The 14,919-nt window shown below is 68.4% G+C and carries 14 protein-coding genes and 1 pseudogene; 3 read left to right on the top strand and 12 right to left on the bottom strand.

What is annotated here, in order from left to right:
• Positions 1 to 266 precede the first annotated feature (266 nt).
• Positions 267 to 734 (bottom strand): SAM-dependent methyltransferase, encoded by a 468-nt coding sequence (locus tag ACQEXA_RS40985; RefSeq protein WP_432926363.1) that lies wholly within the window; start codon positions 732 to 734, stop codon positions 267 to 269.
• Between the two features lie 513 nt (positions 735 to 1,247).
• On the opposite strand from ACQEXA_RS40985, the gene rph reads away from it, so the two are divergent.
• From rph to ACQEXA_RS40970, 3 genes are all read left to right on the top strand, one after another.
• A complete protein-coding gene (gene rph / locus ACQEXA_RS40980; RefSeq protein ID WP_432926365.1) occupies positions 1,248 to 3,845 on the top strand; it encodes a rifamycin-inactivating phosphotransferase in 2,598 nt (865 codons plus the stop codon).
• 584 nt (positions 3,846 to 4,429) lie between these two features.
• A complete protein-coding gene (locus ACQEXA_RS40975) occupies positions 4,430 to 5,659 on the top strand; it encodes an IS701 family transposase (protein WP_432923500.1) in 1,230 nt (409 codons plus the stop codon).
• A 187-nt stretch (positions 5,660 to 5,846) separates the two neighbouring features.
• Positions 5,847 to 6,152 (top strand): hypothetical protein, encoded by a 306-nt coding sequence (locus ACQEXA_RS40970; RefSeq protein WP_432926367.1) that lies wholly within the window; start codon positions 5,847 to 5,849, stop codon positions 6,150 to 6,152.
• Positions 6,153 to 6,399: 247 nt separating this feature from the next.
• Here ACQEXA_RS40970 and ACQEXA_RS40965 read toward each other — a convergent pair.
• The 11 genes and pseudogenes from ACQEXA_RS40965 to sufD all read right to left on the bottom strand — a co-directional run.
• Positions 6,400 to 6,667, bottom strand: a pseudogene (locus tag ACQEXA_RS40965) (transposase); the annotation flags it as partial.
• A gap of 586 nt (positions 6,668 to 7,253) precedes the next feature.
• The gene (locus tag ACQEXA_RS40960) at positions 7,254 to 7,781 is read right to left on the bottom strand and encodes an STM3941 family protein (RefSeq protein WP_433132583.1); all 528 of its coding nucleotides are present in this window, start codon (positions 7,779 to 7,781) and stop codon (positions 7,254 to 7,256) included.
• 577 nt (positions 7,782 to 8,358) lie between these two features.
• Positions 8,359 to 9,348 (bottom strand): 2,3,4,5-tetrahydropyridine-2,6-dicarboxylate N-succinyltransferase, encoded by a 990-nt coding sequence (gene dapD / locus ACQEXA_RS40955; RefSeq protein WP_432926371.1) that lies wholly within the window; start codon positions 9,346 to 9,348, stop codon positions 8,359 to 8,361.
• A 96-nt stretch (positions 9,349 to 9,444) separates the two neighbouring features.
• On the bottom strand, positions 9,445 to 9,978 hold the full coding sequence (locus ACQEXA_RS40950; RefSeq protein WP_432926373.1) for a TetR/AcrR family transcriptional regulator: 534 nt from the start codon (positions 9,976 to 9,978) through the stop codon (positions 9,445 to 9,447).
• Positions 9,978 to 10,298: a DMT family transporter gene (locus tag ACQEXA_RS40945; RefSeq protein WP_359392433.1), complete on the bottom strand. Its 321-nt coding sequence runs from the start codon at positions 10,296 to 10,298 to the stop codon at positions 9,978 to 9,980. The genes ACQEXA_RS40950 and ACQEXA_RS40945 overlap by 1 nt, the downstream gene beginning before the upstream one ends.
• A gap of 168 nt (positions 10,299 to 10,466) precedes the next feature.
• Positions 10,467 to 10,802 carry a metal-sulfur cluster assembly factor gene (locus ACQEXA_RS40940; RefSeq protein ID WP_359392431.1) on the bottom strand — a complete coding sequence of 112 codons (336 nt, stop codon included), beginning with the start codon at positions 10,800 to 10,802 and terminating at the stop codon, positions 10,467 to 10,469.
• Complete coding sequence (gene sufU, locus ACQEXA_RS40935) at positions 10,799 to 11,266, bottom strand: Fe-S cluster assembly sulfur transfer protein SufU (RefSeq protein WP_432926377.1); 468 nt, start codon at positions 11,264 to 11,266, stop codon at positions 10,799 to 10,801. Before sufU ends, ACQEXA_RS40940 begins: the two co-directional genes overlap by 4 nt.
• Before the next feature lie 16 nt (positions 11,267 to 11,282).
• Positions 11,283 to 12,539: a cysteine desulfurase gene (locus ACQEXA_RS40930; RefSeq protein ID WP_359392427.1), complete on the bottom strand. Its 1,257-nt coding sequence runs from the start codon at positions 12,537 to 12,539 to the stop codon at positions 11,283 to 11,285.
• Positions 12,536 to 13,300 carry a Fe-S cluster assembly ATPase SufC gene (gene sufC / locus ACQEXA_RS40925; protein WP_432926379.1) on the bottom strand — a complete coding sequence of 255 codons (765 nt, stop codon included), beginning with the start codon at positions 13,298 to 13,300 and terminating at the stop codon, positions 12,536 to 12,538. Before sufC ends, ACQEXA_RS40930 begins: the two co-directional genes overlap by 4 nt.
• A 7-nt stretch (positions 13,301 to 13,307) precedes the next feature.
• Entirely contained in the window at positions 13,308 to 13,637 is a 330-nt protein-coding gene (locus ACQEXA_RS40920; protein WP_432926381.1) for a non-heme iron oxygenase ferredoxin subunit, read from the bottom strand.
• On the bottom strand, positions 13,634 to 14,854 hold the full coding sequence (gene sufD, locus ACQEXA_RS40915) for a Fe-S cluster assembly protein SufD (RefSeq protein WP_432926382.1): 1,221 nt from the start codon (positions 14,852 to 14,854) through the stop codon (positions 13,634 to 13,636). The genes ACQEXA_RS40920 and sufD overlap by 4 nt, the downstream gene beginning before the upstream one ends.
• Positions 14,855 to 14,919 lie beyond the last annotated feature (65 nt).

The raw sequence follows: 14,919 nt of genomic DNA, 5'->3' as shown, positions 1-14,919 counted from the left end.
CCCCTCCGCCGCGAGCATCCGGCATGCATGCTCCCGCCTACGGGCCGCTCCGCGCCGGCTGCGCCGACGCGCGCCCACACGTGGACAGTGCCGGTGGGGATGAGTCGATCACCGCGTAGAGCGGCCCGATCAAGAGCATGCCTCCGGGGGGATCGGCCGGCACCGGGACGGAGAGGGCGCCGTTCCCGGGTGCGGGTCCATAGTGGCGTGCGCGGGGAGCTCCCGTCCCGTCCACCGTCGCATTGAGCTTCACCCCCGCACCCTGCCTACGGCTGGAAGTACTCCGACATCAGGCGGCTGACCCATTCCGGCTGCTTGATGTTCACGGGGCGGAACTCCGCCATCGTCGGCTTCAGGTCGATGACCGGGGTGCCCGAGACCGCGTCGAGGCCCACCACCGTCAATTCGCGGCCGTGGACGGATTCGATGGTGCAGGACGTCACCCCGATGCGGTTCGGTCTGCGGGGGCCGCGGCCGGCGAATACGCCGACGGGCGGGAGGTCGGAGCGGCCGCGGTAGGGGCGGGGTTCGCGGTAATCGTCTTGTTCCGGGAACTGGTCGAGGACGAAGAGGACCTCCACGTGGGAGAAGCCCTCCAGACCCTGGAGGCACGCCTCGCCGAAGCGCTCGTCGATGGTGATCGTGCTGCGGACGGCACCCCAGTTGTCCGTGTGCTGGACATCCGTCCGGTTGTTCCGGATCGTACCTATCGGTGTGATCTCGAAGCTCGGCATGGCCAGAGGCTATCCGCGCCGCACCGCGCCCATACAAGCGCCGAGGCCACCGGCACTGAGGCTGGGTGACGCGCAGGAGGAGATCCGTGAGGGCCAACGACGCGTACCCGTACGCAGCGCGCCACCGCTTCGCGAGAGGCTTGCCAGTTCCATTGGACGGCAAAAAGCAAAGGCAAGGAGAGCCTTCTCCTTGCCACTCTCAACGTATAGCGCCCTGGGGGGCTTGCCGCAAGACCCGGGTCACGGCGCACAATCGTCGGCCGTGCCCGCAACCTGCGGAAACGGGGGCACGAAGTGCGTGTGTTGTCGTCGGCGTATGGGGGTTGCGGGCGCTCGGCGCGGAGGTACGGGGTGCGCGCCGCCCGAGAGAGCTGAGCGGACGGCCGACTCATCGATGGGAAGGCAACCAGAGATGAGGACGCGCCCGACAAGAGGTTCGACAGAGTTGGAGGCGCCGGTGATTCGATCGGCCACCGCAGTGCAACGGGGCATGGCTGCCTCGGAGGTATCGCAATGATCAAGCAGTACGTGTTGGGTCTTCAAGAGGTTGACGAGACGCAGGTCGCCGTCGTCGGTGGCAAGGCCGCGCACCTGGGCGAGCTGTCGCGGATCGAAGGCATCCGCGTGCCGGGGGGCTTTTGCGTGACCACGGACGCCTTCCGGCGGATCATGGCGGAAGCGCCGTCGATCGACGGTCGGCTCGATCAGCTGTCGCGTTTGGACCCGGACGACCGGGAGGCGATCCGCACGCTCAGCGCGCAGATTCGCCGAACCATCGAAGGGATTGCCATCCCGGGCGATCTCGCGGCGGCGATCACCCGCGTGCTCGCCGGGCTCGGCGAGCAAGCCGCCTACGCCGTCCGATCCAGCGCGACGGCAGAGGACCTGCCGACGGCCTCCTTCGCCGGCCAGCAGGACACGTACCTGAACGTCGTGGGGCCGGCAGCAATCCTCCAGCACGTCAGTCGGTGCTGGGCATCGCTGTTCACCGAGCGGGCCGTGACCTACCGCCGGCGGAACGGCATCGACCACCGTACGGTCCACATGGCCGTGGTCGTGCAGCAGATGGTCTTCCCGCATGCGGCCGGCATCCTGTTCACGGCCGACCCCGTCACGGACAACCGGAAGGTCGCCACCGTGGACGCCGGCTTCGGCCTCGGCGAGGCCCTGGTCTCCGGCCTGGTGAACCCGGACGTCTTCAAGGTGCGAAACGGCGAAGTCGTCGCCAAGGCGATCGCCGCCAAACAGCGTGCCATTCACGCCCTGCCGGCCGGCGGTACGCAGGTAGTGGCGATCGACTCGCAGCAGCAGGAGCAGCCGGCGCTGACGGATGCGCAGGTCGTGCAGCTCGTGCAGCTCGGGCGGCGGATCGAAGCGCACTTCGGCCGCCCGCAGGACATCGAGTGGTGCCTGGTCGATGATGGCTTCCGGTTCGTCCAGAGCCGGCCGATCACGACGTTGTTCCCCATTCCCGAGGCCGGCGACCAGGAGAATCACGTCTACGTCTCCGTAGGCCATGGGCAGATGATGACCGACCCCATGAAGCCCCTGGGGCTCTCCATGTGGCAGCTGACAGCCATGGTGCCGATGCACGAGGCGGGCGGGAGGCTGTTCGTCGACGTCACCCGGCGCCTGGCCTCGCCTGCGGGCCGCGCCGGCCTCCTGGACGCCATGGGGAGAGGCGATCCGCTGGTCAGGGACGCTCTGGAGACCGTCCTCGACCGCGACGATTTCGTCCCGTCGCTCCCGGACGCGGGTCCCGGCGGGCCGCCAGCCAGGGGCGCGTCCGCCCCGATCGAGACCGATCCGGCCATCGTCACCGAGCTGATCGAGCGCAGTCAGGCGTACATCGCCGCCCTGGAGCGCGACATCCGGACGAAGACCGGACCGGCGCTGTTCGACTTCCTGCTGGAGGCCTTCGAGGAGCACAAGCGGGTCCTCAGTGATCCGCTGAACATTCAGGCGATCATGGCGGGGATGGAGGCCACGTGGTGGCTCAACGACAAGCTGCAGGAGTGGCTGGGCGAGAAGAACGTGGCTGACACGCTCACGCTGTCCGCCCCCGACAACGTCACCTCGGAGATGGGACTGGCGCTGCTCGACGTCGCGGACGTGATCCGCCCGCAGCCGGAGGTGGTGGCGTTCCTGCAGGACGTCCAGGACGAGGACTTCCTGGACGAGCTGGCGAAGCTCGCGGGCGGGACCGAAGCGCGCGACGCCATAGAGGCCTACCTCGACCGGTACGGCATGCGCTGTGTCGGCGAGATCGACATCACGAGGCCACGTTGGCGCGAGCGCCCCACCACGCTCGTGCCCGTGATCCTCGACAACGTCAGGAACTTCGAGCCGGGCGCCGCCGAGCGGCGCTTCGAGCAAGGAAGGCAGAAGGCGCAGAAGAAGGAACAGGACGTGCTGTCACGCTTGCGGGCCCTGCCGGACGGGGACCGGAAAGCCGACGAGACCAAGCGGATGATCGACCGGGTCAGAACCTTCATCGGGTACCGGGAGTACCCGAAGTACGGCATCATCAGCCGCTACTTCGTCTACAAGCAGGCCCTGCTGGCGGAGGCCGAGCGCCTCGTACAGTCCGACGTGCTGCCTGAGAAGGAGGACATCTTCTACCTCACGTTCCAGGAACTCCACGAGGTCGTGCGCTCGAACCAGGTGGATGACCAGCTCATCCAGCAGCGCAAGGACGCGTTCCGGTCGTACCACGCGCTCACTCCGCCCCGGGTGCTCACATCGGATGGTGAGGCCCTGACCGGGGCGTACCGGCGCGACGACGTGCCGGCCGGCGCCCTGATCGGCCTACCGGTTTCCGCCGGGACCATCGAGGGACGGGCCCGCGTCATCCTCGACATGGCGGAGGCCGATCTCGAAGCGGGCGACATCCTGGTCACGACCTTCACGGACCCCAGCTGGTCGCCGCTGTTCGTCGGCGTCGCGGGCCTGGTGACGGAGGTGGGCGGCCTGATGACCCATGGCGCGGTGATCGCCCGGGAGTACGGCTTGCCGGCCGTCGTAGGCGTGGAGCAGGCCACCCGGCTGATCCGGGACGGGCAGCGGATCCGCGTGCACGGAACCGACGGGTACGTCGAGATCCTGCCTTGACCGACCACACACCGAGAAGCCAAGTCCGTAGCTTCCGACTGAACAACGCTCTCGGGGCGAAGCAGTGGCCTGCCACAGCCGTGCCACATCGTGTGGTCAACCACGATCAACGACGGCTCGCCGCAGTTGAGATGAGCCGTTCGCCTGGGTTGCCGCTACAGCCTGACTGCCCTGGAGCTCCACGCCGCCGATCACGCCGCCCTCACAAGGCGGTGGTCTCCCTCACCGCACGAGCGCCCTCCCGGGCCGTCCTGGGGCCGTGGAAGGGCGCTCGTTGGTGACCGACCTCGACAACTGCCGACAGCTCAGCGACAGTTCAGAGCGGTGATCGACGAGGCGGCCGCAGGTCACAGCCGCCGATGGTCAGTTGTGCAGGCATGAGCATCAGGCCGTCGTTGATTCAGGCCGAGCGGGTGGATTGGGCTTCCCTGCGTTGCGGTTGCGGCAAGACAGGCACCCATATCCCTAAGACGTTTGCCAATTTGCTCGAAGCCAGAACCCCAGCTGAGTTTGCAGAGTCGTCCCTAGTAGGGCTTGGTTACCTTGGGTGAGTAGCGGTGTGTCGTCTCTCGGAGGTGAGGGGAATGACACCGCAGGAGCTCACGGAGGCCCAACAGCGGTTGGAGTCGCTCGCGGCCGAGGTGTTCGGCTCGTTCGGGCGGGTGGATCAGCGGCGGTGGGGCGAGCGGTATGTGCGGGGGCTGCTGGGCGCGGGGCGGCGCAAGTCGATGGAGCCGATGGCCGCCCGGCTGGGGGTGGACCGGCAGGGCCTGCAGCAGTTCCTGGCCGACTCCCCGTGGTCGCACCAGATGGTGCTGGCCGAGCTGGCCTGGCGGATGGAGCCGGCCATCCACCCGGCAGCCTGGGTGATCGACGACGTGTCCTTCCCCAAGGACGGTCATGCCTCCCCGGGGGTGGCCGCGCAGTACTGCGGCGCGCTGGGCAAGACCGCCAACTGCCAGGTCGCGCCGAGTCTGCACCTGGTCACCGACGCCGCCTCCTGCCCGGTGAACTGGCGGCTGTTCCTGCCCGCCGAATGGGATCCGGCCACCGCAGACGAGCCCGAGAGCGCCGTCCTGCGGCGCCGTCGGGCGCGCGTCCCCGATGAGGTCGGGCACGTGCCGAAGTGGCAGCTGGCCGTGGACATGGTCGACGAGCTGCGCTGCTGGGGCCTGGATCCGCCGCTGGTGGTGGCCGACGAGGGCTACGGGCAGGACGGGGCCTTTCGCCTGGCACTGGAGGAGCGGGAGATCGCGTATGTCGTCGGGGTGCGGTCGGATACCGCGGTGTTGCCCCAGACGGCGGCGCGCACCGCCCCGCCGTGGTCGGGCACCGGGCGGCCGCCGGTGCCCTGCTACCGGGACAAGCCGGTGTCGGTCCGCGAGATCGTGCTGGCCGCCGGGCGCGGCGCACGGCACCGCGTCACCTGGCGGCGCGGCTCGAAGGGGCCGCTGCGCTCGTACTTCGTCGCGCTGCGGGTCCGGCCGGCCGGAGCGCGGGTCCGCCGGGCGCACCCCGGTGAGGACCTGCCGGTGTGCTGGCTGCTGGCCGAGTGGCCCGCCAAAGAGCCGGAGCCGACCAAGTACTGGCTGTCCACCTTGCCCGCCCACGTTCCCCTGCGGCGCCTGGTGCGGCTGGCGAAGATCCGCTGGCGGGTCGAGCACGACTACCGGGAATTGAAGACCGCCCTGGGGCTGGGCCACTTCGAGGGACGCACCTACCAGGGCTTCCTGCGACATCTCACGCTGGCCTCGGTGGCGCAGGCGTTCTGCACCCTGGAGCGACTGTGCCCGCCAGCACCGGCCACGGTCTGACGATCTACCAGGTCGTGGCCGGGCTCCAAGTCCTCCTCGTCTGCTGGGCCGGGGCGTGCCCCACCTGCCGAAGACCCTGGCCCTGATACGACACGCTCGCCCCCTACCTGACCAAGCCCTACTAGAAGGGCACGTCTACAACCAGTCGCTTCTTTTCGATGTGGCAGCGCCCGTCACATCGCTAATCATGGCGGCCCTCAGCGAAGATCTAAGCGATACGCTGCGCATCAAATTGCTCACCTACCTAATACGCTGCGTGGGCGGAGAATCGCACTGGACCGAAGTCGAGGCCGGTGCGCCAGAGATTGAATTGGACTGCCAGATAGCAGCCCGAGAGGGGATCTGGTCGCTCTATCAGGAGTACGCGACAGGTCGCGCAGACATGGCCAGGATCGCTCTGGAACTAGTCGACAACGACCCAGAGCGGTTCGCCCATTTCGATGCAAAGCTCATCGGCCGGTTCGATAAGCGAATGAAGAGAGCGCGTCGCTGACGCGAGGGCGGGGGCGGGGGCGCCCCCGAGTGCTACTCGCAGCCCAGGTGAGGCCGTGAGGGGCTGCGGCAGCCACCCGCGAAGCCAGGCTCTGGTTCTACGAAAGCGCGCCACTCGCGTGCCAGAGCACGCAGGGACTCCCGGGGGAATCGGGGTGCACAGGAGTACGTGCTACCGGATACGTCCAAGGTAGGGAACCCGCAGGTCACACCCCAGATTACCCAACCGTCGCTCCTAAGAAGTCACCTCATTTGGTACGCCTGCGGTAGCAGATGAGGGTGCAGGCGATGCTGATGAAGGCGAGGAAGTGCTCGGCTCTGCGCTCGTAGCGGCGGTGCAGTCGTCGGCATCCGGCAAGCCAGGACATGGTGCGTTCTACGGTCCATCGGTGCCGGCCCAAGCCAGTCGGTCTCGATGCCCTTGCGGGCAATGCGATGTGTGATGCCCCGCTTACGTAACCATCGCCGCGGGTGATCGTAGTCGTATCCCTTGTCGGCGTGGAGCTTTCCCTGACGTCACCGCTGGCCCGGGCGGCGCGATGACCGACGAGGTCGGCGTCATGTGACCTCACCGTCCACACCACCCTCGGGGACGACGGGCGCACCGCGCACGTCAGCGTCCAGTACACCGGCGCCGACGAGTGGTACACCCTGTCGGGCAGCCCTGTCCCTGTCCCCGGCGGGGGCCTGGCCACCCACCGTCAGAGCCTGTTCGACCGTATCCGGCACGGTGAAGGCGCCCAGGCCATCTGACCTCAGGGACGGTTCCTCCTTAGCACGACGGTTTTCTGGATCGCTCAGACGGACCAGAGATACCGGTGCGTTCCGCTCTGAACGATGGTGCACAGCTCTCGACCTGGTCTACCCAGATCCCACCGTAGGCTTCGGGAAGCCGATCAAGTTCCGTGAGCAGCAAGGGCAACCTGCCGCTCGTTGAAGATGGCATCCCCGTACGGACTCAAGGCCCACAGCATTGGTCACAGAAGCTGCGGCCGACCGCAGTGACGGCAGCGCTGACGCCAACGACGGCGGACGGCCGCGGCGCTCGACAGCCGCGCGTGGTACTGGCAAAGTGCCGGCGCCGGTCGGGCAACGGGCGCGCTCAGTGCTGTACTGCGAGTCCGGGGCGGTAGCGCCGCATTGCGTCCAGGACCGCCTCAGGCGGCACCGGCAAGGCGTTCGTGGCCATGTTGGCCGGACCGAAGCCGAGTCGTGCGTTCATGGACGCGGTGCTGCGGACGAGCTTGGGTGCTCGAGCCAGATAGGCGTCCGGGTCGTGCAGCACCAGCTCAATGAACCGCTGCGAGGTGTTACGTACCCGCTGCTCGCGTATCCGCACGGCGGCTATCTCGTCCCAGCCGAACCGGCCCAGCCTCACGTGGTCCACTCCCGCGTCGTCCAGCACCAGTTCCGGTCGGTCGCGGAGCAGGCGCTGGATGATGATCCACGAGCAGAACCCGAAGAAGGGCGCGGCCAGCGCCCCCGCCACAGTCATCTTCGCGGTGCTGTGGGCGACCAGGAAAACGATGCCCAGAGCGACGAAGAGCAGAGAGCCAGCCAACATGACCCACAGACGCCCCTTGGCGAGCGGGTAGACCGTCGGGGGCAGTGGAGCGCCGTTTCTGATCATGGGCTCAGACGATAGGACCAGAGCCCTCGTCAGCGGAAGCCTTTCGCAGACCGCGCGGTACCGTGGCCGTCCCGTCTGTCGCTAGCCACCGAAGCGGCCCCATGCCACAACCGTGCCAGATCGAGCGGGGAGCCAGGGGAAATCTCGGCGGAGGGCGGGAAGAACAACGCCCCATCGCTAGCAGGGCAATTCCCCAGGTCAGCCGAGTAGCCGACCTACCTCGCAAGTGCCGTCGGCGGTGCGGGGAGTTGACGCTGTTGGCCGATCCCAGGCCGGGTAGGGCCTTCTCGCGTGGGGCCAGACCGGCAGGCATCTGCCGGCGAGCTCGCTCCCTGACATCAACGCCGGCAGACAGCGGCAGCCCAGCGCGAACCGTGATGACCCTAACTGCCTTGCTTAGGGGGCCAGTTGAGTCCACCGGATCGAACTTACAAGGCGGTGTATCTCTCAACGCACGAGCGCCCTCCCGGGCCCTCCTGGGGCCGTGGAAGGGCGCTCGATGGTGACCGACCTCGACAACTGCCGACAGTTCAGAGCGGTGATCGACGAGGCGGCCGCAAGTGACGGCCGCCGGTGGTCAGTTGTGGCTGTGCAGGATCTCGTTCAGGCCGCCCCACACCGCGTTGTTCGGGCGGGCCTCCACAGCGCCGGTGACCGAGTTGCGGCGGAAGAGGATGTTGGAGGCGCCGCTGAGTTCGCGGGCCTTGACGATCTGGCCGTCGGGCATGGTGATCCGGGTGCCCGCGGTGACGTACAGGCCGGCCTCGACGACGCACTCGTCGCCGAGCGCGATGCCGACACCCGCCTCGGCGCCGATCAGGCAGCGCTCGCCGATGGCGATGATGACGTTGCCGCCGCCGGAGAGCGTGCCCATCGTGGAGGCGCCGCCGCCGATGTCCGAGCCGTCGCCGACCACGACGCCCGCCGAGATGCGGCCCTCGACCATCGAGGTGCCGAGGGTGCCCGCGTTGAAGTTCACGAAGCCCTCGTGCATGACCGTCGTACCCTCGGCGAGGTGCGCGCCCAGCCGGACCCGGTCCGCGTCGGCGATACGGACGCCCTTGGGCGCGACGTAGTCCGTCATGCGCGGGAACTTGTCGATGGAGGTCACCTGGAGGTGCAGGCCCTCGGCACGGGCGTTCAGCCGTACCGTCTCGACGTCGTCCACGGCGACCGGGCCGAGCGAGGTCCAGGCGACGTTGGAGAGGAAGCCGAAGATGCCTTCGAGGCTCTGGCCGTGCGGCTTGACCAGGCGGTGCGAGAGCAGGTGGAGGCGCAGGTAGACATCGTGCGCGTCGATCGGCTTCTCGTCGAGGGAGGCGATGACCGTGCGGACCGCGACCACCTCGACACCCCGGCGGGGGTCGGGGCCGATGGCCTTCGCGGCGCCTTCGCCGAGCAGCTCCACGGCACGCTCGACGGACAGCCGCTCGGTGCCGGAGGGGCCCGGCTCGGCGGCCAGTTCAGGCGCGGGGAACCAGGTGTCGAGAACGGTGCCGTCGGCGGCGACCGTGGCGAGTCCGGCGGCCACGGCACCGGTGGTACGGGGAGCAGTCGTGTCGGTCATAGGGGAAACCTAACGTGGCGGGGCCTGCGCGGGCGAACCGGTGAGCCAGCGTCTCGGCAGGTGGGCCCGGGTACGGCGCAGCACGGGGGAGTCGGGTCAGGCGATCACCCGTGCCAGCGCCTCCCGCGCGTACCGCTCGTCGTACGGCGCCCCCGTCAGCAGCACCTGGAGGCAGATCCCGTCCATCAGCGCAAGCAGGGCCCGTGCGGTGACCGGGTCGGTGCGCCGGGCGAGCCGCTCGGCGGTCTCCTCCGTCCACTCGGCGGCGACGGGACGCAGGGCGGGCCTGCGCAGGGCGGCGAGGTAGAGCTCGTACTCCAGCTCGACGCCCGTGCGGTCGCCGCCCAGCCACTCTCCAAGGGCCCGGGCGAGGTCGGCCGCCAGATCGCCCTCCCCGTCCTCCAGGCCACTGGTGGCGAGCACCTTGGCGAAGCCTTCGTTCGTCTGCCGCAGCGCGGCGACCATGAGTTCGTCGAGGGTCTTGAAGTGGTAGGTCGTGGAGCCCAGCGGCACATCGGCCTCGGCGGCCACGGAGCGGTGGCTCAGTCCGGCGATGCCGTTCCGGGCCACGACCCGGATGGCCGCGTCGATGATCCGCTGGCGCCGCTCGGGGTCGTACCGGCGGGCCATCAGTGCGCGCCTCCCAGGTTCAGAACCACCACCCCGCCGATGATCAGCACGATCCCGGCGATCTTCGCGAGTCCCAGCCCCTCGCCGAACAGCACCAGCCCGAGGGCGGCGATGGTCGCGGTGCCGATCCCGGCCCAGATCGCATAGGCCGTACCGATCGACACGGTCTTCAGGGTCTGCGCGAGCAGCGTGAAGGAGAGGACGTAGCCGAGGAGGGTCACCAGCGAGGGCCAGAGCCGACTGAAGCCTTCGCTGTACTTCATGGCGGTCGTGGCGACGACTTCCGCGGCTATGGCCCCGGACAGGAAGGCGTATCCCATGTGTACGAGTGTACGCATCGATGCGTACGGCTGTACACACATCGTCCGCCCGGCCTTCGAAGCCCCCACCGACCGGCCCACCACGTCCGGGCCTGAGCACGAGAAGCACGAAAGCGGCGGCACCCGTCGGGTGCCGCCGCTTTCGTCTGCCGGGAAAGCCGGTGGGTCTCAGACGTTGAACCCGAGCGCCCGAAGCTGCTCGCGGCCGTCGTCCGTGATCTTGTCGGGGCCCCACGGCGGCATCCAGACCCAGTTGATCCGCAGCTCGCCGACGAGACCGTCCGTGGCGGACTTGGCCTGGTCCTCGATGACGTCCGTCAGCGGGCAGGCCGCCGACGTCAGGGTCATGTCCACGGTGGCGATGTTCGCCGACTCGTCGATGTGGATGCCGTAGATCAGGCCGAGGTTGACGACGTCGATGCCCAGCTCGGGGTCGACGACGTCCATCAGGGCCTCGCGGAGCTCCTCCTCCGAGACCGGCTTCATCTCCACGGTGTCGCTCATGCCGTCTTCCTTTCGGCGTCGGCTCCGCCCAGCGCCTGGGCCGTCGCGTCCTTCCACGCCATCCAGCTCAGGAGGGCGCACTTCACCCGCGCCGGGTATTTGGAGACACCGGCGAACGCCACCGCGTCCTCCAGCACCTCCTCCATCGCGTCATCGGGCTCGATCCGGCCCTTGGACTGCATCAGCTCCAGGAAGGTCTCCTGGATCTTCTGCGCCTCGGCCAGTTCCCTGCCGACGAGCAGTTCGTTCAGTACGGAGGCCGAGGCCTGGCTGATGGAGCAGCCCTGGCCCTCGTACGAGACGTCCGTGATCGTCGTGCCGTCGTACTTCACACGCAGCGTGATCTCGTCGCCGCAGGTCGGATTGACGTGGTGCACCTCGGCGTCGCCATCCCGCAGACCGCGCCCGTGCGGGTGCTTGTAGTGGTCCAGGATGACTTCCTGGTACATCGAATCCAGCTTCACGGTTTCAGCACGCCCTTCAGCCGAAGAAGTTCCGTACGTGCTCCAGCCCCTCGACCAGTGCGTCGATCTCGGCCGGCGTGGAGTACAAATAGAACGACGCCCGCGTGGTCGCAGGAATTCCGTACCGCAGGCAGACGGGGCGGGCGCAGTGGTGGCCGACCCGGACCGCGATGCCCTGCTCGTCGAGGACCTGGCCCACGTCGTGGGGGTGGATGTCACCGAGCGTGAAGGAGATCGCCGCGCCCCGGTCTTCGGCCGTGGTGGGGCCGATGATCTTCAGGTCGGGGACCTCGCTCAGCCGCTGCACCGCGTACTCGGTGAGCGCATGCTCATGGGCGAGGATCTTGTCCATGCCGATCGCGCTCAGGTAGTCGATCGCCGCGCCGAGGCCGACCGCCTGCGCGATCGGCGGGGTGCCCGCCTCGAACTTGTGGGGCGCCGGAGCGTACGTCGACGAGTGCATCGACACGGTCTCGATCATCTCGCCGCCGCCCAGGAACGGAGGCAGGTCCTCCAGCAGCTCCTGGCGGCCCCACAGCACGCCGATGCCCGTCGGGCCGCACATCTTGTGGCCGGTGAAGGCCACGAAGTCGGCCTGCAGGGCCTGGACGTCCAGCGGCATGTGCGGTGCGGCCTGGGAGGCGTCGATGCAGACGAGTGCGCCGACCTCCTGGGCGCGGCGGACTATCGCCTCGACCGGGTTGACCGTGCCCAGGATGTTGGACACCAGCACAAAGGAGACGATCTTCGTCTTCTCGGTGATGATCTCGTCGATGTTCGACAGGTCGAGCCGGCCGTCGTCCGTGAGGCCGAACCACTTCAGCTTCGCGCCGGTGCGCTGCGACAGCAGCTGCCACGGAACGATGTTGGAGTGGTGCTCCATCTCCGTGATGACGATCTCGGTGTCGTGGTCGACCCGGTAGGGCTCGTCGGCCCAGCCCAGCATGTTCGCCACGAGGTTGAGCGACTCGGAGGCGTTCTTGGTGAAGATCACCTCGTCGCGGCTCGGCGCGTTGATGAACGCGGCGACCTTGTCGCGCGCGCCCTCGTACAGCGCCGTGGCCTCCTCGGCGAGCACATGCACACCGCGGTGGACGTTGGCGTTGTAGCGCTCGTAGTACTCGCCGAGGACGTCCAGCACCTGGCGCGGCTTCTGCGAGGTCGCCGCGTTGTCCAGGTACACGAGCTTCTTGCCGTCGTGGACCAGCCGGTCCAGGACGGGGAAGTCCTTGCGGATCGCCTCGGTGTCGAGGAGGCCCGGCAGCTGTGTCACGCGGATACGCCACCCTTCGTGTACGCCTCGTAGCCCTCGTCCTCCAGCTTGTCGGCGAGCTCGGCACCGCCGGACTCGACGATCCGCCCGCCGGAGAAGACGTGGACGAAGTCGGGCTTGATGTAGCGCAGGATGCGCGTGTAGTGCGTGATCAGCAGGGTGCCGACCTCGCCGGTCTCGCGGACGCGGTTGACGCCCTCGGAGACGATGCGCAGCGCGTCGACGTCCAGGCCGGAGTCCGTCTCGTCGAGGATCGCGACCTTCGGCTTGAGCAGCTCCAGCTGGAGGATCTCGTGGCGCTTCTTCTCACCGCCGGAGAAGCCCTCGTTCACGTTGCGCTCGGCGAAGGAGGGGTCCATGTTGAGACGCTCCATGGTCTCCTTGACCTCCTTCACCCAGGTGCGCAGCTTGGGGGCCTCGCCGCGGATCGCGGTGGCGGAGGTGCGCAGGAAGTTGGAGACGGAGACGCCGGGGACCTCGACCGGGTACTGCATCGCGAGGAACAGGCCCGCGCGGGCGCGCTCGTCGACGGACATCGCGAGGACGTCCTCGCCGTCGAGCAGAACGGTGCCGCTGGTGATCGTGTACTTGGGGTGACCCGCGAGCGAGTAGGCGAGGGTCGACTTGCCCGAGCCGTTGGGGCCCATGATGGCGTGCGTCTCGCCCTGCTTCACGGTGAGGTCGACGCCCTTGAGGATCTCCTTCGTGGCGTTGTCGGCCTCGACGGTGACGTGCAGGTCTCGGATTTCAAGCGTTGCCATGGGTGCCTCAGGACTCCTGGGTGAGGGAGACGAGCACGTCGTCTCCTTCGATCTTTACGGGGTAAACGGGGACGGGGCGCGTCGCAGGAAGTGCGTCGGGCTTTCCGGAACGGAGGTCGAAGCGCGAGCCGTGCAGCCAGCACTCGATGTGACAGTCGTCGACCTCGCCCTCGGCGAGGGAGACGTTCGCGTGCGAGCAGATGTCGTTGATCGCGAACACCTCGCCCTCGGTCTTGACGACCGAGACCGGCGTGCCGTCGAGTTCCACCCTCTTCGGGGTGTCCTCCTCCAGCTCGCTCAGCCCGCAGACGCGTACGAACTTCGACGGTTCAGTCATGCGACCGACGCCTCCAGCTCCTCTTCGATCTTGGCGATCAGGCGCTCCTCGATGTCCTTGACGCCGATCTGCTGGACCAGCTCGGCGAAGAAGCCGCGGACCACCAGGCGGCGGGCGTCGTGCTCCGGGATACCGCGGGCCATCAGGTAGAAGAGCTGCTCGTCGTCGAAGCGGCCGGTGGCGGAGGCGTGGCCGGCGCCGACGATCTCGCCGGTCTCGATCTCCAGGTTCGGGACCGAGTCGACGCGGGCGCCGTCCGTGAGCACCAGGTTGCGGTTCATCTCGTAGGTGTCCGTGCCCTCGGCCTTGGCCTCGATGAGCACGTCGCCGATCCACACCGCGTGCGCGTCGTCGCCCTGCAGCGCGCCCTTGTAGGCGACGTTCGACTTGCAGTGCGGGGTGTTGTGGTCGACGAAGAGCCGGTGCTCCTGGTGCTGGCCCTGGTCGGTGAAGTACAGGCCGTACAGCTCCGCCTCACCGCCGGTGCCGGCATAGTTCACGCGAGGATGCAGACGCACCACGTCGCCGCCGAAGGTCACGACCACGGACTTGAAGCTCGCGTCCCGGCCGACCAGCGCGTTGTGCTGGGCTGCGTGGACCGCCGTGTCGTCCCAGTCCTGGACCGAGACGACGGTCAGCTTGGCGCCGTCGCCCAGGACGTATTCCACGTTCGCGGCGAGGACCGCGTCACCGGTGTGGTCGATGACGACGACTGCCTCGGCGAAGGCGCCCAGCTCGATCACCTGGTGACCGAAGGCCACCCCGCCCTCGCCGTGCACGGCGATCCGGACGGGCTCGGTGAGCACCGTGTCCTTGGGGACGGTGACCACGCCGGCCGTCTCGAACGCCGAGTAGGCCTGCGCGGCCACCCGGTCCACCGGGGTGCCCGCCCTGCCGAGCCGGGCATCGTCCCGGCCGACGCTCTCGACGGTGACGCCCTCGGGAGCCTCGACGCTCACCTTCACACCGGCGCCGTTCGTCACCGCGGTGCCGTCGTGCAGGCCGCGCAGCCGCTCCAGCGGCGTGAACCGCCACTCCTCCTCACGGCCGTGCGGCACCGGGAAGTCCGCCACGTCGAAGGACGGCGGCGCACTCATACGGGTGGCGACGGTCGACTCCGCGGCGACCGCGATCGAGCCGGTGGTGGTGCTGCCTACCGGTGGGGGTCCCCCCGCGCGAGCGGAGCCGAGCGTGGGGGAGTTCTGGGCCTCAGCCATGGCTGTCGTTGTGCTCTCTTCCTAAGTCAGTGGTGACCCGCGGCCCGCCGCGGAAAGGCGGGCCG

The organism is Streptomyces sp. CA-106110 (assembly GCF_050936285.1).
Taxonomy (GTDB): domain Bacteria; phylum Actinomycetota; class Actinomycetes; order Streptomycetales; family Streptomycetaceae; genus Streptomyces.
Note: the sequence above shows the minus strand (reverse complement) of the source record. Positions and strands in the feature narration are given on the sequence as shown.